At 39.8% G+C, this 25,219-nt stretch carries 22 protein-coding genes; 15 read left to right on the forward strand and 7 right to left on the reverse strand.

The genetic code is table 11. The features are described from left to right. Nucleotides 1-5: 5 nt before the first annotated feature. Nucleotides 6-773, reverse strand: coding sequence for a TatD family hydrolase (locus tag B3E00_RS02895; RefSeq protein WP_293883825.1), 768 nt, complete (start codon nucleotides 771-773; stop codon nucleotides 6-8). A 123-nt stretch (nucleotides 774-896) separates the two neighbouring features. Between B3E00_RS02895 and B3E00_RS02900 the strand changes: the two genes are divergently transcribed. The 4 genes from B3E00_RS02900 to B3E00_RS02915 all read left to right on the forward strand — a co-directional run bounded on the left by B3E00_RS02900 (nucleotide 897) and on the right by B3E00_RS02915 (nucleotide 4,659). After that, entirely contained in the window at nucleotides 897-1,022 is a 126-nt protein-coding gene (locus B3E00_RS02900) for a hypothetical protein (RefSeq protein ID WP_293883827.1), read from the forward strand. Between the two features lie 109 nt (nucleotides 1,023-1,131). Continuing rightward, nucleotides 1,132-2,526, forward strand: a complete 1,395-nt coding sequence (locus tag B3E00_RS02905) for a TolC family protein (protein ID WP_293936784.1) — start codon at nucleotides 1,132-1,134, stop codon at nucleotides 2,524-2,526. 1 nt (nucleotide 2,527) lies between these two features. Beyond that, complete coding sequence (locus B3E00_RS02910; RefSeq protein WP_293936786.1) at nucleotides 2,528-3,484, forward strand: HlyD family secretion protein; 957 nt, start codon at nucleotides 2,528-2,530, stop codon at nucleotides 3,482-3,484. An 11-nt stretch (nucleotides 3,485-3,495) separates the two neighbouring features. Further along, entirely contained in the window at nucleotides 3,496-4,659 is a 1,164-nt protein-coding gene (locus tag B3E00_RS02915) for an ABC transporter permease (protein WP_293883833.1), read from the forward strand. 76 nt (nucleotides 4,660-4,735) lie between these two features. On the opposite strand, the gene B3E00_RS02920 is transcribed toward B3E00_RS02915, so the two are convergent. The 3 genes from B3E00_RS02920 to B3E00_RS02930 all read right to left on the reverse strand — a co-directional run bounded on the left by B3E00_RS02920 (nucleotide 4,736) and on the right by B3E00_RS02930 (nucleotide 9,535). Then, complete coding sequence (locus B3E00_RS02920) at nucleotides 4,736-5,743, reverse strand: FKBP-type peptidyl-prolyl cis-trans isomerase (protein ID WP_293883835.1); 1,008 nt, start codon at nucleotides 5,741-5,743, stop codon at nucleotides 4,736-4,738. A 23-nt stretch (nucleotides 5,744-5,766) separates the two neighbouring features. After that, nucleotides 5,767-6,777, reverse strand: coding sequence for a DHH family phosphoesterase (locus B3E00_RS02925; RefSeq protein WP_293889621.1), 1,011 nt, complete (start codon nucleotides 6,775-6,777; stop codon nucleotides 5,767-5,769). A 118-nt stretch (nucleotides 6,778-6,895) separates the two neighbouring features. Next, nucleotides 6,896-9,535: a hypothetical protein gene (locus B3E00_RS02930; protein WP_293936788.1), complete on the reverse strand. Its 2,640-nt coding sequence runs from the start codon at nucleotides 9,533-9,535 to the stop codon at nucleotides 6,896-6,898. A gap of 407 nt (nucleotides 9,536-9,942) precedes the next feature. Here B3E00_RS02930 and B3E00_RS02935 point away from each other — a divergent pair, with 407 nt between their 5' ends. The 5 genes from B3E00_RS02935 to B3E00_RS02955 all read left to right on the forward strand — a co-directional run bounded on the left by B3E00_RS02935 (nucleotide 9,943) and on the right by B3E00_RS02955 (nucleotide 16,365). Next, entirely contained in the window at nucleotides 9,943-10,332 is a 390-nt protein-coding gene (locus B3E00_RS02935; RefSeq protein ID WP_293883841.1) for a DUF423 domain-containing protein, read from the forward strand. Nucleotides 10,333-10,573: 241 nt separating this feature from the next. Then, the gene (gene priA / locus B3E00_RS02940) at nucleotides 10,574-13,057 is read left to right on the forward strand and encodes a replication restart helicase PriA (protein ID WP_293889623.1); all 2,484 of its coding nucleotides are present in this window, start codon (nucleotides 10,574-10,576) and stop codon (nucleotides 13,055-13,057) included. A 232-nt stretch (nucleotides 13,058-13,289) separates the two neighbouring features. Further along, nucleotides 13,290-13,946: a protein-L-isoaspartate(D-aspartate) O-methyltransferase gene (locus tag B3E00_RS02945; protein ID WP_293936790.1), complete on the forward strand. Its 657-nt coding sequence runs from the start codon at nucleotides 13,290-13,292 to the stop codon at nucleotides 13,944-13,946. Between the two features lie 125 nt (nucleotides 13,947-14,071). Then, a complete protein-coding gene (locus B3E00_RS02950) occupies nucleotides 14,072-15,895 on the forward strand; it encodes a MutS-related protein (protein WP_293883846.1) in 1,824 nt (607 codons plus the stop codon). A 68-nt stretch (nucleotides 15,896-15,963) separates the two neighbouring features. Next, nucleotides 15,964-16,365, forward strand: a complete 402-nt coding sequence (locus tag B3E00_RS02955; RefSeq protein WP_209580604.1) for an acyl-CoA thioesterase — start codon at nucleotides 15,964-15,966, stop codon at nucleotides 16,363-16,365. Between the two features lie 159 nt (nucleotides 16,366-16,524). Here B3E00_RS02955 and B3E00_RS02960 read toward each other — a convergent pair whose 3' ends face one another. Next, on the reverse strand, nucleotides 16,525-16,902 hold the full coding sequence (locus B3E00_RS02960; protein WP_293883848.1) for a DUF779 domain-containing protein: 378 nt from the start codon (nucleotides 16,900-16,902) through the stop codon (nucleotides 16,525-16,527). Between the two features lie 138 nt (nucleotides 16,903-17,040). After that, on the reverse strand, nucleotides 17,041-18,543 hold the full coding sequence (locus tag B3E00_RS02965) for an aldehyde dehydrogenase family protein (protein ID WP_293883850.1): 1,503 nt from the start codon (nucleotides 18,541-18,543) through the stop codon (nucleotides 17,041-17,043). A gap of 174 nt (nucleotides 18,544-18,717) precedes the next feature. Between B3E00_RS02965 and B3E00_RS02970 the strand changes: the two genes are divergently transcribed. Continuing rightward, nucleotides 18,718-19,620, forward strand: a complete 903-nt coding sequence (locus tag B3E00_RS02970) for an AraC family transcriptional regulator (protein WP_293883852.1) — start codon at nucleotides 18,718-18,720, stop codon at nucleotides 19,618-19,620. Nucleotide 19,621: 1 nt separating this feature from the next. On the opposite strand, the gene smpB is transcribed toward B3E00_RS02970, so the two are convergent. Beyond that, on the reverse strand, nucleotides 19,622-20,077 hold the full coding sequence (gene smpB, locus B3E00_RS02975; protein ID WP_209580610.1) for an SsrA-binding protein SmpB: 456 nt from the start codon (nucleotides 20,075-20,077) through the stop codon (nucleotides 19,622-19,624). Nucleotides 20,078-20,488: 411 nt separating this feature from the next. Between smpB and spt the strand changes: the two genes are divergently transcribed. The 5 genes from spt to B3E00_RS03000 are packed head-to-tail and all read left to right on the forward strand — an operon-like array spanning nucleotide 20,489 to nucleotide 24,915. Further along, the gene (gene spt, locus B3E00_RS02980; RefSeq protein WP_293883857.1) at nucleotides 20,489-21,688 is read left to right on the forward strand and encodes a serine palmitoyltransferase; all 1,200 of its coding nucleotides are present in this window, start codon (nucleotides 20,489-20,491) and stop codon (nucleotides 21,686-21,688) included. Nucleotides 21,689-21,701: 13 nt separating this feature from the next. Then, nucleotides 21,702-22,823: a hypothetical protein gene (locus tag B3E00_RS02985; RefSeq protein WP_293883859.1), complete on the forward strand. Its 1,122-nt coding sequence runs from the start codon at nucleotides 21,702-21,704 to the stop codon at nucleotides 22,821-22,823. Continuing rightward, nucleotides 22,820-23,812 (forward strand): NAD-dependent epimerase/dehydratase family protein, encoded by a 993-nt coding sequence (locus B3E00_RS02990; protein ID WP_293883861.1) that lies wholly within the window; start codon nucleotides 22,820-22,822, stop codon nucleotides 23,810-23,812. The genes B3E00_RS02985 and B3E00_RS02990 overlap by 4 nt, the downstream gene beginning before the upstream one ends. A gap of 9 nt (nucleotides 23,813-23,821) precedes the next feature. Then, nucleotides 23,822-24,514, forward strand: a complete 693-nt coding sequence (locus B3E00_RS02995) for a CDP-alcohol phosphatidyltransferase family protein (protein ID WP_209580619.1) — start codon at nucleotides 23,822-23,824, stop codon at nucleotides 24,512-24,514. A 2-nt stretch (nucleotides 24,515-24,516) separates the two neighbouring features. Further along, a complete protein-coding gene (locus B3E00_RS03000) occupies nucleotides 24,517-24,915 on the forward strand; it encodes a GtrA family protein (RefSeq protein WP_209580620.1) in 399 nt (132 codons plus the stop codon). Nucleotides 24,916-25,219 lie beyond the last annotated feature (304 nt).

Below are 25,219 nucleotides of genomic sequence, written 5' to 3' on the forward strand. Positions count from 1 at the left end.
TGAAATTATATACCAAATATACGTTTTGAATTTTCTGTTGTGATTTCGGCTACCTTTTCGATGGAAATCTGGTGAAGGTCAGCTACTTTCTGTGCAATGTAGATCAAATAGCTGCTTTCATTTTCTTTACCTCGGAACGGTACGGGAGCCAAATAGGGCGCATCTGTCTCTAAGACAAGGTGTTTTAAATCGATTTCTTTGACCACCTGATCTAAGCCTGCTTTTTTAAAGGTGACGACTCCGCCAATACCCAGAGCGAAACCTAACTCGATGGCCCGATTGGCCTGTTCAAGGGATCCTGTAAAGCAGTGCAGGACGCCAAACAATTTGTCGTCGTGGAGTTCTTCCAGTAATTCGAACAATTCTGTAAAGGCTTCACGGCAGTGGATATCGATCGGCAGATTTAATTCCTTAGCCCATTGAACCTGCGTCCTAAAAGCATTTTTTTGAATTTCAAGCGTGCTTTTATCCCAGTAAAGATCCAGTCCGATCTCACCTATGGCATAGACTTTGTAAGTTTCCAAGCTTTTTCGGATGATTTTTAACTCTTCTAGATAGTTTTCCTTGACATCGCAGGGATGTAATCCAAGCATGGGAAAACAGTGATCTGGATAAGCTGCTACGGTGTCAAATACGGGTTTTATGGAAGCGCTATTTACATTTGGCAAAAAAAGCCGTTGGATATCATTATCAAAGCAACGCTGAAGATTTTCTTGCAGTTTTGTCGTTCCTGCATGGTAATAAATGTGTGTATGTGTATCTGTAAGCAACATAGTTTTCTGCGTGGACGCAGCGGTTAGGGTAAAAAGTTGTTTTTATTATTATCGAATAAAGTGGTGTGCTTAATTACCAAAATTTCAATTCGATCTCCAAAGATAACTTATTAATTAGCAAAAATGAAAAATAATAGCGGATTACTGCTGAAGGACTGGATTCCATTTTTTGCTTCTTCGAAAAAGCGATTTGTTGATGGGCAGTTACTGCTGCATGAATGTCCTATTGTTGCATGTTATTCGCGTTGAAAAGAATGTTGAATAAAAAGAGTTAGCAGTCAAACATACCGTAAGATTTACTGTTAAACAGATAAGCGAGGCGGTTATTGTCCTATTTTTATAAGAATTAATGAGTCATATGATGAATAAGAAGTTAAGCCTGGGTTTATTGACTTTGGCATCGGTTCTGTTTTTAAACAAACTACATGCGCAATCATTGATTGATCCGTCGGTAAAAGATATTATTCAAAAAGCTTTTCAGACCAATAAAGAATTGAAATTGAAGGCCTACGAAGTTGATAAAGCACGTTTGGAAGCCGAGGGTGTAAAAGCAAATCGGCTGCTCCATGTCTCTGCACTCGGATTATACGGTTATGTTCATAGCAATGGGAGCGTTGATATTCCGACCGTTAATATTCCGTTACTAAACTTAGGCTTATTTGAAGGAGCAACGGGATTTAGCCTACATGGCCAAGCTGCTTATGCAGGCGTGTCTGTCAAGCAGATTATTTTCTCGGGGCTGCAGATTCCGAATGGAATAAAAGCATTGCAGGAGAAAGCTGTTGCCCAGCAGTACCTGGAATCAGCGAGCCGGGAAACACTTTCAAAAGATATTATTGCTTCTTTCGATCAGCTGATGTTGTTGGATGAAGTTGATAAATTGATCGTGGATTCCGAAAAGCGATTAAAGAAAGAGCAACAGAAGGTGACTAAAGCCATTCAAAATGGACTTGCAATACCTTACGATCGCGATAAGCTGAAATTGGCATTGCTGGAGCTGGAAGAAAAAAAAGTGGAGCTTTCGGGCAACCGCGACCTGTTGTGTCAAAAGCTTGAACAAGAAACCGGGATCTCTTTTCAGAAAGTTGGTGCGATTCATTATGGACTCAAACCTATATTTTTGTCGGAGCTCCCTGGTGATGTTGAGCAGCGATCTGAGCTCAAAGCACTGGATGCTTCGTCCAAAGCCTATGAGTACTTGTACAAAAAAGAAAAAGGGGGGGCGCTTCCGGCGGTCTTTGCCTTTGGCTCTGCAAACTATCTGAATGTATTCAATTCCAAGCTAACTGTTAAAGACCAGCCCCTATTGGGTACTGTCAATTTGCCGCTCAATTCCATTAAGGGTAGTCCCAACTTAATAGTTGGAGTGGGCGTTAAATGGGATCTCTACACGGGTGGCGAGCATCTGAATAAGATTAGACAAGTTAAACTCGATCAACATATCAATACGACCAAACGGGAAGATACACAGGAAAAGTTAAATTTATTATTGAGTAAGAGTACCGTCAACTACACAACGGGTAATCAAAAGCTGAAGGTTGGCGAACAGCAATTAAAAGTAGCTGAAAATAACCTTTCTATGGCTGTGAAGCAATATCAAGCTGGATTGATAGATGTTACAGCATTATTGGCTGCCGAAAACGATTGGTATAAGGTCAATTTAGGCTATTTTAATAATGTGTTGCAGCAACGTACTGCAGCGGTGGAGTTATTACATACATCAGGAAAATTATTACAAACCATACATGAGTAAGATGAAGAATTTATATGGAATATTATTGCTGTTTATCCTAGTTTCTTGTGCAAACCAAGAAAAAACGAAGCCTATTGAAGGGAAAGTGGAGCGTGAGCAGGTAACAGTTGTGACTAAGGTTCCAGGAAAAATTGCAAAGCTACTGGTTGAAGAGGGGGATTTTGTCCATACAGGGGATACGTTGGCCATTTTGAGTATCCCCGAGGTAGATGCGAAAGAGGAACAGGCAAAAGGTGCACTGCAATCTGCCGATGCGCAATATAACATGGCACTCAAAGGGGCTACAAAAGGGCAATTGACACAACTTCAGGCAAAAGTAGATGGTTTGAGGGAACAATATGAGTTTGCAAGGAAGTCGATAGGTCGATTAGATGCACTTTTGCAGGATAGCCTGATTTCACAACAAAAATATGACGAAACCTATGCAAAATATCAAGGGGCTAAAAATCAGTATCTCGCTGCTCAGGCTGAATTAGCCGAAGCTAAAGGGGGAGCTAGACAAGAACAGCAGCTTATGGCTTTGGGACAGAAGGAACGTGCGCTCGGAGCGGTGTCTGAAGTGAAGGTTGCTGCAGGGGAAAAATATATCATTGCCCCACAAGATATGAGCGTGGAGACCATTAATCTGAAAGTTGGTGAACTGGCGATGGCGGGTTATCCGATTATTAATGGCTTTCTTGATCGATCAACCTATTTTAGGTTCACATTGCCTGAAAACCAAATTGGAAGATTTCAAAAAGGTGCTGCTGTAGAAGTGGACATTCCTTATTTGAACCACAAAAAAGTTAAAGCGAAAGTGATCAGTATTAAGGCGTTAAATTCTTATGCGAGCATAGCCTCTGCCTATCCCGATTTTGATCCGCAACAGGCTGTGTTTGAGCTGAAGGTTGTTCCTGAGGATAGTGCTGGCGCTAAAGATTTATTAACCAAAACGCTTGTGGTTCTCCATGCGAATTAAAGGGTTTGAATGTGAAAAAATTTATAGAATTAATCCAACGGGAGTTTAAACTTTTCTTCAATAACAAAGTCTTGCTGATGCTTTTTCTCGGTGCGCCTGTTTTGTACGGCATCTTGGTGGGGCATGTCTATCAACAGGGCAAAGTGACGGAGATGCCGATCATTGTTGTCGATGAAGATAATAGTCCCTTAAGCAGTTCCTTCATAGATATGCTTTCAGATAATGAGAGTATTGACGTTGCCCGTGTATTGCCTTCCCTTTTTGATTCCAAAGATATTGCCATGCAATACGAAGCAACAACGATTGTACATATTCCCAAAGGCTTTGCTTCTGGAGTACAACAAGGCAGGTTGCCCGAAATGACTGTTTTTGTTGATGGAGCCAATACATTGACCTCCAATACTGCAATGATGGCGGTGAATGTTTGTGCGTCAACACTTAAAGCTGGAATCCAAATTCAGGCGCAGATGAAACGAGGTGTTCCCGCGAAGATCGCTGCTCAACAATATGAACCTTTTAAAACAACCTTTGTGAAGCAAAATATTCGAAGCGGCAACTACCTTTATTTTATGCTGCCGGGGGTTTTAATTACGGTCTTGCAACAGGTATTGCTCCTTGGCTTGGCGTTGTCTTTTTCGTCAGAGTTTGAAGGTAACACGTTTCCGGATCTTGTGCGTAAAATCGGTAATCCTATCGGACTTATCCTTGTAAAGATTTTACCTTATATCTTGATGTCTGTAGGCATTTTGATTTTATATTGGGGTTTTGGTCAGTACTACCGTATGCCTTTGCAAGCTGATTTCGGCCGATTTGTACTGTGTACATGTGTATTTTTGCTTGCTGTCTGTTTTATTGGTGTACTGGTTAGTATACTACTGCCTTCGCAGCTAAAATCGACAGAAGTCCTTATGGTGATTGCAACACCCGCTTTTATCCTGAGCGGATTTACCTGGCCATCCAGCCTGATGCCAGAATGGGTGCAGGCGATTGCCAATGTTATTCCATCTACGCATTATCTCCGGATTTTTAGGTTGCTATTTATTCAGCATGCTGAAAATTACCACACCAATAAAGCACTTGTTTCATTGACCATCATTATGGTCGTTAGCTTTACGTTGGCTGTAGTTATCCTGTGGATGAAAATAAGGAAGATTAAAAAGACGATTAAATCATAAAAAATACTGGTACAACAAAAAAGCGGTTTCAACTTAATGAAACCGCTTTTCTGTTCTACTAAAATATACCGTTAAATTACTTTTTCGTTGCTGGAGCTGTTGTCACTGGAGCAGTCGTTCCTGTAGGTGCTACCATACCAGGAGTTGTCGCTGTAGGTGCTGGAACTTTTCCAGGTTTGATATCCAATACTTCTACTTCAAATACTAAAGGAGCGTATGGAGGAATTATACCAGAAGGGCGATCGCCGTAAGCCAAAGATGAAGGGATAACTAAAGTTGCTTTCGTTCCTTTGTTAAACAATTGAAAAGCTTCAGTCCAACCTGGGATCACGCCGTCAACACCTAATTGGAATTTTAATGCTTCGTAAGGACGTTGTGCATTGAATATTTTCTCTTTTTTAGCTACATCAGGAAGGTTTGTATCAAATACTTTTCCAGTGGTCAATGAACCTACGTAGTTTACGTGGACAGAATCACCTACTTTAGCATTTGGTCCTGTTCCGGGTTTCGTAATTACATATTGAAGACCTGAAGCTGTTTTTGTTGTTTTCAAGTTTTTATCCTTGATGTATTTCTCCAATTTTGCAGGTTCAGCAGCTTTATGCTTGTTCAATTCTTCTTCAAAGTATTTCTGAACTTGTTCACCCAATTGTTGATCAGTCAACTTTCCTTTTTTGAAATGTTTTTTGACCTTTATGGAGTAAATGATGAATTTATCCGCGAATTCTGGTTTTGGTTGATGAGTTTTAGCCGCCATAGAATCCAAATTGATTTTGAATACCAAGCTATCGCCTTCACCTACGTATTTGAATAAACCTGTAGGGTCACCTGGGTTTTTTGCAATAATACTATCTGGATATAATTGAACGATCTGAGGGACTCCCATGTCATACGTACTTTGCATTGTAGAATCTCTGTCCGTTTTCACAACCATGTCAAGTGCTAATAAATCGCCAGATACCGCTTTTTCTTTTGCATTATCATCCACGATTTTATACTCAAGACCACCTTCAGCCTTTTTGAATTTTTGGCATGACGTCATCAAAAGACCGGCAGCCGCGAAAAATAGAATTGCTTTCTTCATTTTCTAATGTATGTTACTATATCTTATTTTGTTAATATTTCTTTATAATTTGGTAAAACCGATCTGAATTTGGACACTACCGCTTCTAAGCTTTCTTTCGAATTGCCCCCTGAAGCATTAAGATGCCCACCCCCATTGAAATACAATTTACAGATCTCATTGCAAGGAACTTCTCCAATCGAACGCAAAGATAGTTTAATTTGTTCATTTCTATCAATAATTAACGCTGCCAATCGAATTCCTTTAATAGAGAGTGCATAGTTGACCAATCCTTCCGTATCACCGGTGATAACTTCAAACTGCGTGAGATCCGCTTTTGTCACATGGATAATAGCCGTATTATATTCATGAATGACTTCCAATCGATTAAGTAAGCAAAACCCTAAGAATTTAAGACGGCCTTCAGAGGAACTATTGTAAATCTCTTCGTGGATCGCCCAGTTTTGCGCACCACAATCGATGAGGGTTGCTATAATACGGTGGATTTCGGCTGTTGTAGAACGAAAGCGGAATGAACCGGTGTCGGTCATGATACCCGTATAAAGACAGGTCGCCATGTCTGCACTGATATGTTCCGAATCTTGCATCTCATACGTTAAGAAGCGGTAGATCAATTGTGCTGTCGCTGCTGCAGATGGATCCCAAAAGGCGTAGTCTTCAAATCCTTCCGGATCTAAATGATGATCAATCATGCATTTGATTCCTTTCGCTTGGCGAATGGGTTCGGCCATGTCGTGAATCCGCGCAAGGCCATTAAAATCTAAGCAGAAAATGAATTCAGCCGCATCAATCTGTTGATTGTGCAGATTCATATTCTGCGTATAAATTTGTACATTTTCTAAGCCTGGCAACCAATCCAAAAAGGCAGGAAAGTCTGAAGGCACAATCAGATTTACGTGGTGTCCTTTTGCGACCAACCAAAAATATAGACCTAACGATGAGCCTAATGCGTCTCCATCTGGTTTGTAGTGCGTTGTAATTACAATGCGTTTTGGTTTGGCCAATAATTCTTTTAATTCTTCTGATTTCAGCATAGTCATATTAAGTCTGCAAACCTACTATAAAAAAATTAGATTAGACAAATTTTTTATAAAGATCTTTTCACACCTTATTGCATTTGAGGGTTATTTTAAAAAATTGATTTACAGCGTTTTAAAACTTATATACATAGACTTTGAAATCGCGCTTCATACAGATTAAATAATTGGCATTGTCGCCATAGTTAATTGGTCCATAATAGAACTTCGAGAAGCCTTCTACCGGGAATCCCTCCTGGACCAAACCATCGGACCCAAAAACATAAATCATGCGGTTGTCAGTACCAACCCCTATGATATCAGATTTTCCTATTCGTTTAAAAAACAAGGGTCTGTTGCTGGCATCTTCGATAAATTTATATTCAAAGTAGGAAGAAGAGTCTCTTGCGCTATATGCATTCAGTTTGTTTTTGGACAGTATGACAAAGTCTCTGTCAGCACCACCGCTAATATCTTCGAAATTAAAGAAAGCATCTCTGCTCCAATCGCCTAATTTGATTTTTTTTGCATCACCCTCAAATGGTACTTTGTAAATGCTGCCTTTATTGTCTGCCAAATAAATGAAAGAATTTTTTTCGTCAGATGCAGCCATTAAACCAATTGGATTTTTAACACTTTCCCCATCCGTATCCAATGTCTTTTTATGGATAATTTTACCGTTCTGATCAAAGAAATAAACCGAAGCTGTGCTTGTACCTGCAATAATGTAATTTGTTTGCCCCAAGGTGGTGGTTTTTAAATCAAATATAATTCGACCATCCACAGAATTATTTTCAAAGCCATCTACTTTTTTGCCAGCTAAGGTATAAGCCAAGATTCGATCTGTCGCTGGAATGTAAATACGTTGTTCTTTATTGAAGTTAGCGAGTGTCGCTCCGTAGGTTGCCTTCGACGGTAGTTCAACCGAAAAACCGGTCATATTTTTCCCGTCGGGCATAAAGCGGTACAATCGGTTTTTTGTTACGGCGATAATACTGAGATCCTGTAACTGTATAGGCTCGCCCAAAATTTCACCTTGAAAGAGGTTTTGCCAAAGTTCTTTTCCATCCGGAGAGAAGGCGTGTACGGTATGATCTTGTTCTTGAATCAGGATAAACTTGTTCTTTCCATCTTGGTCGAAGATCCAAGGCTTATTAATAATCCGGCTTTCGAGCTGCACCGTCCACTCAGGTTTGCCCCCCAATCGCGTATCGCTTTTATAGAGGGCGTATAAACTGGAGGAAAATGAGCCTTGATTGCCGCTGAGCTGATAGGACCACGAATAAAAATTCTGAAAGCCATATTCATCCTCATCTCTAAAATTCTTTGCAAACTCCACTTTTAAGTTATTCAAAATAGTGCTCTTACTGGCTTTAGGTTCTAAATAAAATGTCACATTACTACGACTGTTCTGTAATGCTGCATGATTTTTGAAAATCGCCGTTCCCGACAGAAATTGCTTTTCCCGGAAAGATTCCCGATAGTCGCTCAAGATCCCGGTTCGGCTGGCTATCACCATAATATTGTCGACAACGGTAAAATAGGGGCGGTTAAAATTCTTGAACGGTTCGCCAAAGAGTGCATATAAAAGATTCGAATATTTAAATTGATAGATTGAATCGCCAACAGCAGTACTGAATTTTTTGAGGTTATCTGCAAATTGTGTCGAATCTGAAATGCTGATCAAACCGATAGCATCCTGGTTGTCCAGCTCTGCAAGAGCAAATTCATCGTTGAATATTGGTGCGATGATACTGTCAAAGGATACTTGACTGTCCTCTTCAAAGTTTTTTATGCTCTTTGCCAATCGGCCATTTTCTTTCTGTTGTACGAACAAAGCTTTCAAACCACTACGAAAACTATGAGGATCTGAAATACTAAAGTCGATATAAGATGCTGCATTTTTAGGAAGATAATTACCCAAGGCTTGCACCTGAGCTGTCTGTGTAGCAAATAACTGTAGGTAGCTGTTTTTGCTGTCCGTAAGCGCAGTTTCACCTTTAAAGATAAATGCATCCTTTTTAAAATTCATGTTCCAGGAGGTTTGTCCTTTCAGCGAATCTATTAGGCCTAGATAATTGCCGAACTTGGATTTCATCAATATTCGGGCAAACTGAGATAGCTGTTCATTGAAAAAATAGAGACTTAGGGGAGTGTTTTTATTGTTGTGGTTGACAAAGAACTCAATCTGTTTTGTATTTATTTTCTTTACATTTTTGTCAAAAATCTGAGCGAGTACTTTTTTGGAATAGCTGGCAAAAATAATTTCGTGAAAATAGGAGCAATAAAGTGTGCTGTCTTTAGTGCCTTGGTTAAGTCCATAAAATCGGTGCCCTAAGGTATCAAAGGGCTGTATTTTATAATTTTTCCCGACGTTGCCAAGTAATGTTGCCAAGGCCTTGTTATCTAGACTCTGCCCCACCTGGACACTATACAAAGGTGTAATCTGCTCTTTTTCCTGGTGAAAAGAGAGCAGTATCTGCTGTCCATCTACTAGTGGTGCAAGCTGATCGTTTTGTAATAAATCTTCTTTCAGACGCTTGAGGTGGCTGAAATTTTGCTGGCCAATAATTGCTTTAAAGAGTTCATAGTCGTTAAAGATCGTATCCACCGTTTGATCATTTGTAAAGGAAGCAATCGCTAATGTATTTTCGGGAAGGTATTGTAAGGCTTTAGAATCTTGTTTGTTATTTTTATTAAAATCTCCGAAAAGGTAGACCGTGGCCGCGATGACCGCGATGAATAATATCACAGTGATGATGATTGTTTTTTTCATCCTTTTTATTTTTTTCAATGGCTGATAAATTTGACTTATATCGTTACTAACTTGCCCGTTGATACGATTAATGCAAATTTCATCAGAACAAATATGTTTGAAGTACTCTATTTTCTCAAACAAGAGAGTACATTAAATTCGAATTTTTGATGGCGATGAAGTATTCATGAAGCCAATGTTTCTCATGGAGATAAAATCATTGTACGTCTTTCAATAACTCGGTGAGCAGCATGATGCTCATGAAGACCCATACGTAGAAACAAACCTAATAAAAATATATGGGAAGAGACAGATAATCGTTCCAATAATACCTCTTTATCACATAAATTTAACAAAAAATTCCTTATTTTGATCGGTTTTTAATACATTTATCGCTAGAAACTCATTTTCAGCATTCAATCAACATAATGAATAAGAAAATCATTTTAGCCGCTTCTTTGTTGGGAGCATTAGCTGTAATATTAGGTGCCTTTGGTGCTCATGGTCTAGAAGGAAAGGTAAGTACATATCATATTGAAACTTGGAAAACGGCCAATCAGTATCATTTCTATCATACCTTTGCTTTGTTATTTTTATCTACTTTTTCCCGAGCCAAGACGTATTCGATTAAAGTATCCTTTATTGCATTTCTCATTGGTATTCTATTTTTTTCGGGATCCTTGTATATTTTAAGCGTACGAGAAATAACAGGTTTTGGTAATCCATCGATTTTGGGCCCAATTACACCTTTAGGCGGTCTTTCGTTTATCATCGGTTGGGTAGCGTTATTTATTGCGGCACTGAAGAACAAGTCGTAATTTCATTTGCTAATTGCATCACTCGATACAGATCGATACGTGTATCTAAAATATAGGAGCCTTCCCTGATAGATTTCGGGAAGGCTCTTTTAGGTTATAGTTACACGGTGAATGTATTGTTTTTTGGTTGTGATTTCGCTTATACAACAGTGTCAAGAGATGTAGGTTTTGATAATCGCTAGAGTCGTTTGATCTCTTTTCGTGAAGGTTTTTTTGTACTTTTATACCATAATTTGAATTTATGTCCAATCCACAATCTACGATTTTTAGTGAAAGAGATACGCTGTTTGTTGATGTGGTCTTACCACTAGCGTTAGCAAGAACATATACCTATCGTATTCCGGCCGACTGGAACGATCGTGTGCAGCTAGGAGTACGGGTCATTGTGCAATTTGGAAGGAATAAGATCTACTCAGCGCTTGTTAAGTCAATTAGCCGGGAAGCACCAAAGCACTATGAAGCAAAATATATTTTGGACATTATCGATGAAAATCCGATCGTCAATTTGGCGCAGTTTAAACTTTGGGATTGGCTTGCCGATTATTATATGTGTAGCTTGGGTGAGGTGATGCAGGCGGCGCTCCCCGCAGCATTGAAGCTGGCCAGTGAGACCAAAGTGGTTCCTTCGATTGCTGATGAGTTTGATCGTTCTACACTCTCCGATAAAGAGTATCTTATCATTGAAGCACTGGAGGTGGCTGGCGAACTTAAGGTGAATGATATTGTGAAGTTGCTGGGGCAAAAAACTGTTTTCCCTATTTTAAAGCAATTATTTGACAAGGGAATAGTATTGATTTCTGAAGAGATTACCGAGCGCTATAAACCTAAGACCAAAGCATTTTTACGTTTTGCTCCTGATTTTAAAAATGAAGATGCTAAAAGAGAGCTGTTGGATAGTTTAAACCGAGCGCCAAAGCAGCAAGATGCCGTATTGGCGTTTATGCAACTTGTTAAAAAAACGGAGGAGATTACACGGCCGATGTTAACCGAGGCCTCGGGCTGCGGTAACGGCGCTATTACAGCTTTGATTGACAAAGGTGTTTTTGAAATCAAAGAGAAGGTTGTCTCTCGGTTTCAGGGAGAAGATATCGAATTGGATGCTAATTTCCAATTTAATGAAAATCAGCAACGCGCCTATGATGAAATCAAGAAGTCCTTTGAGGATAAGGAAGTTACTTTATTGCATGGTGTCACCGCCTCAGGGAAAACACAGCTTTATATCCGGCTGATAGAACAGGCGATAGCTGCCGGAAAATCAGCCTTGTATCTATTGCCCGAAATTGCGCTTACAGCGCAGATTACCGCTCGCTTAAAGTTGCATTTTGGAGATAAGCTTGGCGTTTATCACTCCAAATTTAATGATAATGAACGTGCCGAGGTATGGCATAAAGTAATGAAAAATGAGTTCAAGGTGGTGATTGGCGCGCGTTCATCCGTCTTTTTGCCCTTTCAGGACCTGGGCATTATCATTGTTGATGAGGAACACGAAAATTCCTATAAGCAATTCGATCCGGCTCCCCGCTACCATGCTCGGGATACCGCCATTTATCTCGGCTTTCTCCATCAGACTAAGGTACTTTTAGGATCAGCCACACCTTCTTTGGAAAGTTATTATAATGCCAAAGCCAAGAAGTACGGTTTTGTACAACTGCTAGAACGATACGGGAATGCGCAGTTGCCAAGTATTGAGCTGGTGAATATTGCCGAAGAGGGAAGAAAGGAAAATATGTTTTCCTATTTTTCAGGTACCTTGCTAAAGGCCATTGAAGAAGCTGTAAAAAATAAGGAGCAGGTTATTTTATTTCAAAATAGACGTGGACATACGACCATGATCCAATGTAATACCTGTGGATTTGTCGCAAAATGTGTCAACTGCGATGTGAGCTTGACCTATCATAAGAGCTCCAATATGATGCACTGTCATTATTGCGGTCATGTCGAACCTCCGTTGCGGGTTTGTCCAGCCTGCGGGATGCCGCATATCGAAAGTAAAGGATTCGGTACAGAACGGGTAGAGGAGGAGCTGGAGCTTCTGATGCCGGAAATTCGCATCGGCCGGTTGGATTTGGATTCTACAAAAGGCAAATATGGATTTGATAAAATTATCACAGCATTTGATGAGCATGAATTCGACGTGCTTATTGGAACGCAAATGGTAGCTAAAGGGCTCGATTTTGGAAGGGTAAGTCTGATTGGTGTTATTAACGCGGATACCATTATCAACTTTCCTGATTTTCGTTCCTATGAACGTGCTTTTTCACTGTTTTCACAAGTTGCAGGCCGGGCTGGTCGTCGTGAAGCTGGCGGAAGGGTGATTATCCAAAGTTATACAACCAAGCACAGAGTGCTTGAACAGGTAGTCAACAACGATTATGAGGATATGTTTATGACTGAAATTACAGAACGAAAAAATTACCTTTATCCCCCTTTTTACCGCCTCATCCGAATTGATATTAAGCATGCTGATTTTCAGAAATGCTATGATTCGGCCAATCGTTTTGCCGTAGCATTGCGCCAACAGCTGGGGGCAAGGGTGTTGGGGCCAGAGCCGCCTTTGGTTTCCCGCGTGCGCAATAATTTTATTCAGACTATCACCTTGAAGATAGAACGTACAAATATCAGTATTGCAAAGGTTAAGGAACTGATCCGTTCGGTTCTTCTGGATTTTGAAATAGATAAAAGCAATACAGGCGTGCGCGTTCAGGTCGATGTGGATCCCTATTAGCGCCAGCTATTACCCCTATAGGATTAAAGACTTGCGTTATGGGCTAAGTTAAACCACATGCGCCTATCGTTTTGTTTGATGTCCAATTCGAACGGTCAACGTACACTGGTTATAAGGTCTGGTGATTTGCAAAATAAAGTAAATTGAATTATAAATGTGTACTGTATTGGTATTGAGTCAATTGTGATTAGTTCTGCTGAATATGCCTTTTAAAAGGTAAATTTGAATCATCATGGCCTACAAGTTTATTGATAATTATCGGGAGAAAGGTGCCCGTAAGAAATTGGTGGAACATCTAAAAAGCCGAGGTATTGCAGACCAAAAAGTTTTAGATGCCATTGGAAAAGTACCACGTCATTTTTTCTTTGATGAAACTTTCTGGAATCAGGCTTATCGGGATATTGCATTTCCAATTGGTGATGGGCAGACAATTTCACAGCCTTATACGGTGGCTTATCAGTCCGAATTACTCCACGTGAAAAAAGGGGATAAAGTCTTGGAAATCGGGACCGGATCTGGATACCAAACCTGCATTCTAATGGAACTTGGTGCTGAAGTGTATACCATCGAGCGCCAAGAAAATCTGTATCATCGCACCATTCAGGTGCTGCCCTACATGGGCTATAAACCTAATTTCTTTTTGGGTGATGGCTCTAAGGGAATGGAAAAGCACGCTCCTTATGACAAGATTATCGTGACTGCGGGCGCACCATTTGTGCCAGAGGTGATGTTAAAGCAATTGAAAATGGGCGGAATTTTTGTGATCCCTGTCGGAGATGAAAAGTCGCAAAAAATGGTCACCATTATCCGGGTAGGTGAAAATGATTTTGACCGTATCGAACTGGATACTTTTCGTTTTGTTCCTTTGGTGGGAGACCAAGCTTGGTAAAGCCATTTAAGCGGCTTCGATGTGCATCTCCAAGGTCTCAAGCGCCTATGGCCCCTCCTTTTATAAAAAAACTGATAAGATCCTCAATTAAATTAAAATGAAGTGAAAGACTAAATATTCACGTTATGACTCCAACATCAATATTATATGATCAGAAGCATCAAGAAATAGCTTCAACCGTGCTCAAGTTAAATAAGCAAGTCAACACATTGAGTTTGTCGCGTCTATTTGTAATCCTGGGAGGGGGAGCGTTATTATTTTATACCTTTCAGCTCGAAAGTCTGCCTTTGGTCTTTTTCTGTTTTTTTTCATTGTTATTTTTGTTCGCTTATCTCGTGCGGAAGCAGAGCAAGCTGGAGCTTCAGAAAAATTATTTTGAAGCTTATCTTAAGGTTTTGGCAAATGAGCAGGCGATGGCAGAAGGAAAATTAAATATGTATGATCATGGCCAGCATTTTGAGGATGGGGCTCATCCGTATAGCGCTGATATGGATGTCTTTGGAACCTATGCTTTATTTGCCCAGATAAATCGTGCAACTACAAAGCAGGGAATCGATCTTTTGGCTTCATGGCTTGATAAACCGCTTCAAAAATATCAGATTCTGCATAATCAGGAAGCGACTCAGGAACTGGAAAACGAATCGGAATGGATTTGGGATTTTCAGGCTAAACTGTTGGCGAACCTGAACCATAAGCTGGACATCAAGGCTTTCCTGACAAATTACTTTCAGAATCGTAATTTTCAATTCGGCAACGGTTTTATGCGTTTCTATATCAAAGCAGGTCCCATTCTCTTTTTACTTGCTTTAGCCGGAAGTTTTTTTGTTCCAAAGTTGGCTGGAATTGCAACATTATTGGGCTTGTTCCATATCCTTTGGGCATTAGCCAAAGCGGGAAGTGTGGGGCTGTTTTCCTCTCGAATAGACAAGATTGGTGCTGTCCTAGGCTCTTATGCCGAAGCGATTCAATCGATTGAAAGCAAGGAGTGGAAGTCCTCTTCCATGCTGGGGATCGCCGGGGAACTTAAACAGCATCAAGGTGCTGATTCCATTTCCCTTGCATTTAAAAAGCTTGCAGGTCTAATTAACAATCTGGATGCCCGCAATAATGTCTTTGTTGGTATTTTTTTAAATTTATTTCTTCTTTGGGATTTTAGGCAGGTATTGGCAATTGTTGACTGGAAGAATAAATATGAGCATGAAATTTTAAATTCATTCGATACTTTGGCAAAGGTAGAGGCGGTAACGAGTCTGGCTATTTGGAAGCGAAATCATCCGACCTATATTGATCCGATAATTTTGGATAACCCATTGCAAGATAAGATTAATGCGCAAGGATTATATCATCCCTTGATCCCGATCGATCAGGTAGTTGCCAATGATTATAACAGTATGGATCATCGTATTGCTTTGGTAACTGGATCCAACATGGCTGGTAAAAGTACCTTTCTGCGTACTGTGGGCATAAATGCCATTTTGGCCTATGCTGGGGCGGCTGTTGCAGCAACATCTTTTCAGCTGCCGATTTACAAACTGATATCCTATATGCGGATCAAAGATAATCTGAATGAAAGTACGTCGACCTTTAAGGCGGAACTGAATCGGATGAAATTCATATTAGATACGGTGTCTCTACACAGCGATAGCTTTTTTCTGATTGATGAGATGTTAAGGGGTACAAATTCGGTGGATAAATACCTCGGTTCGCGGGCGATCATAAAGAAATTGGTGCGGTTAAATGGTAAAGGTATGGTGGCAACACACGACTTACAGCTGTCTAGTTTACAGGAGGAATTTCCTCGAGATATCAAAAATTATCATTTTGATATTCGTGTTGATGAAGGTCAGATGCTGTTTGATTATAAGCTGAAGATTGGCGAGTGCAAGATATTCAATGCGTCGCTCTTATTGAAGGGTATCGGTGTGGATATCAATGAAAATATGGAATAGAAATGACTCAACTGAAATGAGATTAATTTACATTTGTCCCCTCTTAAATCCACTAAATAAAACAATAAATGACTTTACAAGAACGTATTGATTTGTCTGAAACACATGTTTGTACAACTGTTTTTCCGTTTTTGACAAATCATCACGATACTTTATTCGGCGGCAAGGCCATGTCCATTATGGATGAAGTGTCGTTTATGGCTGCAACACGATTTTGTCGCAAAACGTTGGTCACTGTATCAACAGATCGTATAGACTTTAATAAAGCTATTCCCTCTGGAAGTATTATAGAAGCTATCGCAAGAGTTCAACATGTAGGCCGGACCAGCTTAAAGGTGAAGGTCGAGATATTTTTGGAACATATGTACAAGGAGGGCAGAGAGCTGGCAATAGAAGGTGTTTTTACATTTGTTGCTCTGGATGAAAGCAAGCAGCCGATTCCTGTGCTTGAAGGTTTGGATATTGAATAGAATTCGATGTCTCTTTTTAGGGTACGAGACGAAAATTCTGAAAATTTATAACATGGAAAAAGGACCGTAATTAAGGTCCTTTTTTTGTGGAGAGATCGATCTAAGAATTTTGATCGTCGTCTCCGATAGGGTTGTGATTCTATGGATTTACGTTTTTTTCTATTCGTTTCTCTTGACGGGGCTTAAATTATTGAGCTCTTCTGATGTAAACAGTCTGTAGTGAACTTTGAAGGTTTTACCCAATGGCGTTTCCAGCGAGAAGCCCCCCGGGCCAAAGCCATCCAGTACATCTAATGTAAAATGTGCATGTTTCCAGTATTCAAAGAGATCGCGATCAACCCAGAATTCATAGCCTTCCGCTAGTCCAATCATGGCGTCATTTGTACGGGGGAAGTAGCCTCCTTCTTCAAAGCACTGCGGTTGAGTCCCCTCACAGCAGCCTCCTGCTTGGTAGAACATTAATTTACCATGTTTTGCTTCAAGTTCATGAATAAGATCTTTTGCTTTATCCGTAACGTCTAGTCTATTTATCATCATAAAATTGGATCATGTTTTTTTAAAATTAGCCCCCATCAAATTTAGCGCGAAAGATCGATTGCGTGTTTAAAGCGTACCAGGCAGCATGGCGTTTGACGATACCACCTGGTACGGCGTTAGCTTACTCTTAAACTTCTGTTAGAAGAAACCAAGTTTTTCTTTGCTGTAGGAAATCAGCATGTTTTTAGCCTGTCTATAGTGTGCGAGCATCATTTTATGATTTTCCCGTCCGATACCAGACTGTTTGTATCCACCGAATGGAGCTCCAGCAGGGTAGGAATGATACTGATTTACCCAAACACGGCCCGCCTGAATAGCACGTGGAACCTGATAAAGCTGATGCGCATCTCGGGTCCATACACCAGCTCCTAGTCCATACATCGTATCGTTGGCGATGGCAATTGCTTCCTCCTCATCTTTGAAAGTAGTGACCGCCAGTACTGGTCCAAAGATTTCTTCCTGGAAAATCCGCATTTTATTATTGCCTTTGAATAGGGTAGGCTTAATGTAGTAGCCGTCTTCAAAGCCCTCGCCAACATTGTTTTCATCGCCACCGGTCAAGACTTCTGCTCCTTCTTCTTTGCCTAGTTTGATATAGGACATGATCTTGTCTTTTTGGATTTTTGATGCCTGAGCGCCCATCATGGTTGATGGATCTAATGGGTCTCCGACTTTGATCTTATTGACCCGATCAACGACTTTCGCTATAAATCTATCGTAGATATCTTCCTGTACCAATAAACGTGAAGGACACGTACAAATCTCTCCTTGGTTGAGTGCAAATAGCACCGCGCCCTCTATCGCTTTGTCCAAAAATGCATCATCGGCATCCATCACCGAACTGAAGAAAATATTGGGCGATTTTCCGCCGAGTTCGAGTGTTACTGGAATGATATTTTCAGTGGCATACTGCATCACCAAACGGCCTGTTGCTGTGGATCCCGTGAATGCTGCTTTGGAAACTTTTGGATTGGTGACTAAGGACCGACCAAGTTCCGCACCGAAACCATTGATGATATTAACCACTCCGGCGGGAATCAAATCACCAATTATTTCCATCAGGATAAGAATAGATGCCGGTGTACTTTCAGCGGGTTTTAGTACAACGGTATTCCCTGCTGCAAGCGCTGGAGCTAGTTTCCATACCGCCATTAGAATCGGAAAATTCCATGGAATAATCTGTGCAACTACCCCGATTGGCTCGTGTACAATCAAGGATACGGTGTTACTGTCCAGTTCACTTATGGAACCTTCCTCAGCACGGATTACACCCGCAAAATATCGAAAATGATCAATTGCTAATGGGATGTCAGCATTTAGCGTTTCGCGTACCGCCTTACCGTTGTCTATGGTTTCAACGGCGGCGATATATTCTAGATTCGCTTCAATGCGGTCGGCGATTTTATTTAGGATGATGCTCCGTTCAGTAGCTGAAGTCTTTCCCCAAGTTTCAAAGGCTTTAGCAGCAGTATCAACAGCTAGATCCAGATCTTCTTTTGTGGAATGGGCAACTTGTGTAAATACCTTTCCGTCTACTGGTGAGATGTTATCAAAATATTTTCCTTGTACTGGTGCGACGAATTTACCACCAATGTAGTTGTCATATCGTTCTTTGAACGATGGCCTTTTAATTGCGCTCATATGGTTTATTTTTAATTATTTTTATTCCCTTCTTATCAAAGTTAGCCAGCAATTATTCAATCCCGTAGCAGTATCGATCCAAAACATAGCACGATTGTTTCAAATGGATGAAAACCGACGTTCCATTTTTTTTGTTATATTTGATATAAAGCCATTTTACTTAATTGGTACATCATGGGAGACAGGACGTTAATTCATACATTGCCATTTTCTCAGGCTCGGGAGTTGAGTACATTAGTGGAAAACCGACGTGCATTCACGTTAGATAGCCTGGAGCTTAATATCTACGAAACGTATCGTGTTTCGCAACATGTACCCTTGTGTTTCGATGATCTCGTTATGATTAATATGATCCAAGGGAAGAAGATCATGCATTTGGATAATATAAAGTCTTTTGATTATCTGCCGGGGCAGATGATGGTATTGCCCGCCCTTGTTGGCATGCACATCGATTTTCCTGAAGCAACTTTGGAAAAGCCTACGCAGTGTACTGCTTTGACAATTCATAAAGAGAAGATAGCAGCAGTTTTGGACTATTTAAATGAATTTTATCCCAAAGAGCAGGTCAATCAGTGGCGTATTGATCCCGACCTTTTTCATCTCTATAATTCTACGGAGCTCGCGGACTTGGTGAACAAGTTATTTCAGATCATTATCAGCGAAAATCCGTTAAAAGATGTGCTCGCCGATCTCGCTTTTAAAGAGCTTACAATTCGGTTATTGCAGTCTCAGTCATCGATTGCATTGAAAATTGGTAAATCGCCCAACAAGATTCTGCTACATTTGCAAGAGTTTATTCAGAAGCATATTACGGAGAAAATCACAATGGCACTGCTCGAACGGACTGCTCACATGAGTAAGGCAAGCCTTACGCGGATGTTTAACCGTGAGTTAGGACTTAGTCCTATGGAGTATGTGATCCAACAGCGTATTGAGGTAGCGAAAAAGATGCTTTTGCAAACCCGCAATGTTAAGGAGTCTTGCTATGGTGCCGGGTTTAATGATGTTAACTACTTTGTTCGGCTTTTTAAAAGCAGAGTAGGCATTACGCCAGGTGCATATATCCTGGCGCGTTAACCTAAAATTTCATTACACGGTCAAGTTCACGCTTGACATCTCTTTCTTTAATGTTTTCCCGTTTGTCAAAATCCTTTTTACCTTGTGCCAACGCAATTTCGACTTTAGCAAAACCACGCGGACTGATAAAAATGCGTAAAGGGACAATGGTAAAACCACGTTCTTCCCCCTTCTCTTTCAATTTTTTTAATTCTCTTTTTGTCAATAGCAGCTGACGGTCCCGTTTTGCCTCATGATTATAGAAAGAACCCATGGAGTATTCGGCAATGTGCATGTTACGAATATAGAGTCCGTCTTCAAAAAAACTGCAGAAACTATCGTTAATATTTGCCTTGCCCTCGCGGATGGATTTTATTTCTGTTCCCAATAGCCGAATTCCTGCTATGTACTTGTCTAGTAAGTGATATTCAAAAGAAGCTTTTTTATTTTTTATATTGATATCTGAAGATAAAGCCATATATTGTTGTATATTAGTAAGTCTACACCATTGCTATTGCAATGAACCTAAATGTAACTAATTATAGGATAATTTAAAGTTCGCAAATATAATTATTAAAATTGTCTTATTTTAAAGTAGAATTATGTGGAGTGATGTTAGCGGAGTATTAAAATAAAATTAACTGTTTTGGACGATGTGTTAAAAATATGACTAAATTTAAGTGAAAGTCAGATTATGTTTTCGTATGTTTGCAACGTTTTTTTGGAATTATTGTGAATATATGCAACGTAGAATTTCAGCTTACATTGTGGATATAGCAGATTTTTCATCGGAGACCGAGTTTTTTATATAAAAGTCCAATTCGATAATTTTGTTTGTTACAATAACATCTAAAAGTTAGAAATAGTTTTAGAAATACCTTTTTATCGCATGAGTAAAGGAAAGTTAGGCGAAAAAATATCGCAATTTAAGATTGTTGAGGAGTTGAAAGCTAAAGGCTTATATGCCTATTTTAGACCTATTCAATCAAAACAAGATACCGAGGTAAAAATCGATGGTAGACGTGTATTGATGTTTGGTTCTAACTCTTATTTAGGGTTAACGACTGATGCACGTATTATAAAAGCAGCGCAAGACGCTTTGGAAAAGTATGGTACTGGATGTGCTGGATCTCGTTTCCTAAACGGTACGTTGGATATTCACGTAGAACTGGAAGAAAAATTATCTGCTTATGTGGGTAAAGAAGCTGCTATTCTTTTTAGTACAGGATTTCAATCAAATCTTGGCCCTTTGTCATGTCTAATGGGGCGTAATGATTATATCTTATTAGATGAACGCGACCATGCATCCATTATTGATGGTAGCCGTTTATCTTTTTCTAAGGTAATTAAATACGGTCACAACAATATGGAGGACTTGCGTGCAAAGTTATCTCGTCTACCTGAGGATAGCGCGAAGTTAATTTGTACGGATGGTATCTTTAGTATGGAGGGTGATATTGTTAATTTGCCTGAACTTACCGCTATTGCCAATGAGTTTGATGCGGCAGTAATGGTTGATGACGCACATAGTTTAGGTGTTATTGGTCACAAAGGCGCTGGTACAGCTTCGCATTTTGGGCTTAATGACGATGTAGACTTGATCATGGGTACCTTTAGTAAATCTTTAGCGTCTTTAGGTGGATTTGTAGCTGGTGATGCCGATGTAATTGATTTCTTAAAACATAATGCACGCTCGGTGATGTTCAGTGCTTCAATGACTCCAGCTTCTGTAGCTTCAACATTGAAAGCATTGGAAATTATTCAGAATGAGCCTGAGCACATTGAAAAATTATGGAAAAATACAGATTATGCCAAAGCACAGTTACTGGATCATGGATTTGATCTAGGTGCGACGGAAAGTCCAATTTTACCAATCTTTATTCGTAGCAATGAAAAAACGTTCTGGGTAACAAAAATGCTTCAAGATGATGGCGTGTTTGTCAATCCAGTTGTTTCTCCGGCAGTTCCTGCTGAAGAGTCTTTGATCCGTTTTTCATTGATGGCGACGCATACTTATGACCAAATCGACGAGGCTATTGAAAAGATGGTTAAAGTATTCAAACAAGCTGAAGTTGAAACATTAATATAAAATCTAATCGTATATGATTCAGATTATACCCGTTGAAACGAAGAAACAAAGACGGCTGTTTATAGATTTCCCTCATAGTCTCTATGAGGGAAATCCTAATTATGTGCCCGCCTTATTTCTTGAACAAAACGATTTGCTTTCCCCTGACAAGCATCCTTTTTATAAACATTCTCAAGCACAACCTTTTCTAGCTTATCGTAACGATAAAATTGTTGGCCGCATTTGTGCAATCTGGAATAACAACCATAACGCCTTTAATCATGTAAATGAGGGGCAATGGGGGTTTTTCGATTGTATAAATGATCAGGAGGTCGCAAACGCATTGTTTGAAACAGCAGAGAAATGGGTTAAAGCAAAAGGTGGTGATACGATTGTGGGGCCGATTAATTTGTCGACCAATGACACGGTAGGTTTATTGGTTGAAGGCTTTGATATGCCACCGGTAGCTATGATGCCCTATAATTCTCCCTATTACATCGATTTAATTACCAATTCAGGCTATGGTCATAAAGTGGACTTACGCGCATATTTGGTGATGGAGAAATCTGCTGATAAACGTTCTGTATTGCTTTTGGATAGGTTGGAGGAGCGTCTGAAAAGATCTGGTATCACCTTGCGTCAGTTCAATGTGAAAGATTTTAAAAATGAGGCGGCGAGAGTTCGGGATATTTACAATAGAGCATGGGATAAAAATTCGGGATTTGTTCCCATGACCGAAGACGAGTTTAATTATACAGCCAAGGATCTAAAAATGATCCTCGATCCACGATTTGCTATCGTAGCTGAGAAAGATGGTGAGCTTGTTGGTTTTGGTCTGGGCATACCGGATATTAACCAGATCCTGATCAAGGTGAAGCGCGGACGTTTACTTCCTACGGGAATTTTCAAATTGTTATTTGGAAAGAAAAAAATAAATTTGCTTCGCGTACTCATGTTAGGGGTGTTGGAAGACTACCGTAAACTAGGTATTGAGGCATGTTTGTATGGTCGAATTATAAAAGAATCAAAAGATTCCAATATTAAAGGGGCCGAATGTTCATGGATGTTGGAGCACAATTATATGATGAACCACGCAATTGAGCAAATGAATGGAGAATTGTACAAACGTTATCGTTTGTATAAAAAATCATTATGATAGAAAAAATATTAATCACCGGAGCGAGTGGTTTTGTAGGCTATCATTTGACAAGAGCAGCGAAGGCGGCAGGGATGGAAGTTCATGCTGCGGTGAGAAAGTCAAGTGATGTTTCAGAAATTCGCTCCGTTGTAGATAAATTTGTTTACCCGGATTTCTCTGATGAAGGATCTATCAGAGAATTGTTGGAAGCAGAAAGCTATACCTATGTAGTTCATGCTGCTGCAATGACCCGCGCCAAACGTGAAGAAGATCTTGAAAAGGTCAATGTTGGGTATACAAAAAATTTGGCATCGGCTTGTTTTTCATTAAAAAATCCCATCAAAAGATTTGTTTTTGTTAGTAGTTTGGCCGCTATTGGTCCCGTTCGCTATGATGCAATTCTAATCGATGAAAGTAATCCCTATCATCCAGTTACAGCATATGGACGTAGTAAGCAGAAAGCGGAACTCGTATTGAATGACTTTAAAGATCATCCAATAACAATTTTGCGGCCTACTGCAGTATATGGCCCGCGTGAAAAGGATATTTTTATTCTTTTTAAAACCATGAATGGAGGTATGGATGCATATGTTGGCCGCTCGCCACAGAAGCTTAGCTTTATTTATGTCGCGGACTTGGTACAGGCCATTATTGATGCCTGTCGTTTTGACCAGGGTGGGAAACAGGTGTATAACCTCAGTGACGGACAGGTATATAGCCGTTATGAGATGGCGAAAATTTTTAAAGAGTTTAGCCAAAAGAGAATGTTCCGTATGCATATCCCTTTGGGGCTTGTGAAAACTATAGCCGTTATTTTTGAGCTTCTGTATAGGAAATCTAAAGCAATACCTTTATTATATCCGGAAAGGCTAAATGAACTTACGGCAGAAAACTGGGGCTGTGATATCGCTGCTGCCCAGCGTCACATAAAATACCAACCTAAATATGATTTGAAGAAAGGCTTAATGGAGGCATTGGCTTGGTATAAAGAAAATAAATGGCTATAATAGCAGATAATGAGTGAGTTAAAAATAAATAAAAAGCTTTTTCAGGATAGAAAGCGAACAAATATCTTAAGTGAACCCGAACAAAAGCTTATTTCGTATCTCGTTCCCCGGATCCCAAATTGGATTACTTCTGATGGACTTACAGCAATCGGATTTTTAGGTTCTTTAATGATATTGGGGAGTTTTATACTGGCCGAATACGTTGATATCCGTTATCTACTTCTAGGAATTCCCGGTTTTTTTGTGCAGTGGTTTGGTGATTCATTGGATGGACGGATCGCATTTTATCGGAATAAATCCCGTCGCTGGTACGGTTTTGCGTTGGATATTGTAATGGATTGGATCAGTACGGTTTTCATTGGATTGGGATATGTGCTTTACACTGTAGGAGATTACAAATATCTGGGATTTACGTTGGTGGCTTTGTATGGTTGGGCAATGATTATTTCTCAACTTAGGTATAGAATTACGGATAAATATACAATAGACGCTGGAATTTTGGGTCCCACTGAAATTCGAGTGATTATTTCATTAGTCATGCTCTTGGAGGTGTTAATGCCTGGATCCATCGATTGGTGCGTACTTGTAATTTGTATTGCACTATTTGTAATTAATGCGAATGATACGCGCCTACTTCTCAAATTAGGGGATGAAAAAGATAAAGAGGATAAATTGAAGAAACAGCAGGAGGGGGATATTTAACGATGTCTTCCAAGTTTGTTACTTTTTTAAAAGCACAGCTTTCCGCCTTTTTAGGCGGATTGTTTGATTTTGGGGTATACTCAGCTTGTTATAAGTTACTTCATATCAGCGCTCCTTTTTCTAATGCTATTAGCGGTAGCCTTGGAGCTATTGTTAATTTTTTGATCAATCGTTACTGGTCGTTTGGAAGTACACAAAAGTCTGTGGGAAGCCAGCTATGGAAATTTGTAATTGTTGTTTGTGGTAGCATTGCACTGAAGTCTACAGGGATTCATTTTTTAGTGAATGTATATCATATGAATTTCCTTTTCTCAAAACTTGTTGTAGAGTTGCTCGTTTCTTTGGGTTTCAACTATACACTTCAACGTTTTTGGGTTTTTAAAACGGATGAAAAGCACTAATTTATTTCTCTGTTTCCTAATGCAGCAGTTCTAGCTGCTTTTAATCTCTTTTCTATTTCTCTTATTTTTTCTATCGCTGATAGGCTAGGGGGTAGCCTCACCCTGCAAGCTGGCGGTGGCTATCTGGGGCGCTTCCCCATTGCATGCCTGAATCGGATTCACTGCGGAGCTAATACGGAGATAACACATTTACTACTTTCTTATCCCTTAGTGTAGTTTTTGTTTACCTATAGTTTAGCCTTAAGTTAGGTTTAGTATAGCTTTTACCTATACTAAACCTAAACTAACCCTAACTAAACCCTAA

Source organism: Sphingobacterium sp. UBA5996, from assembly GCF_002429765.1.
Classification (GTDB): Bacteria; Bacteroidota; Bacteroidia; order Sphingobacteriales; family Sphingobacteriaceae; genus Sphingobacterium.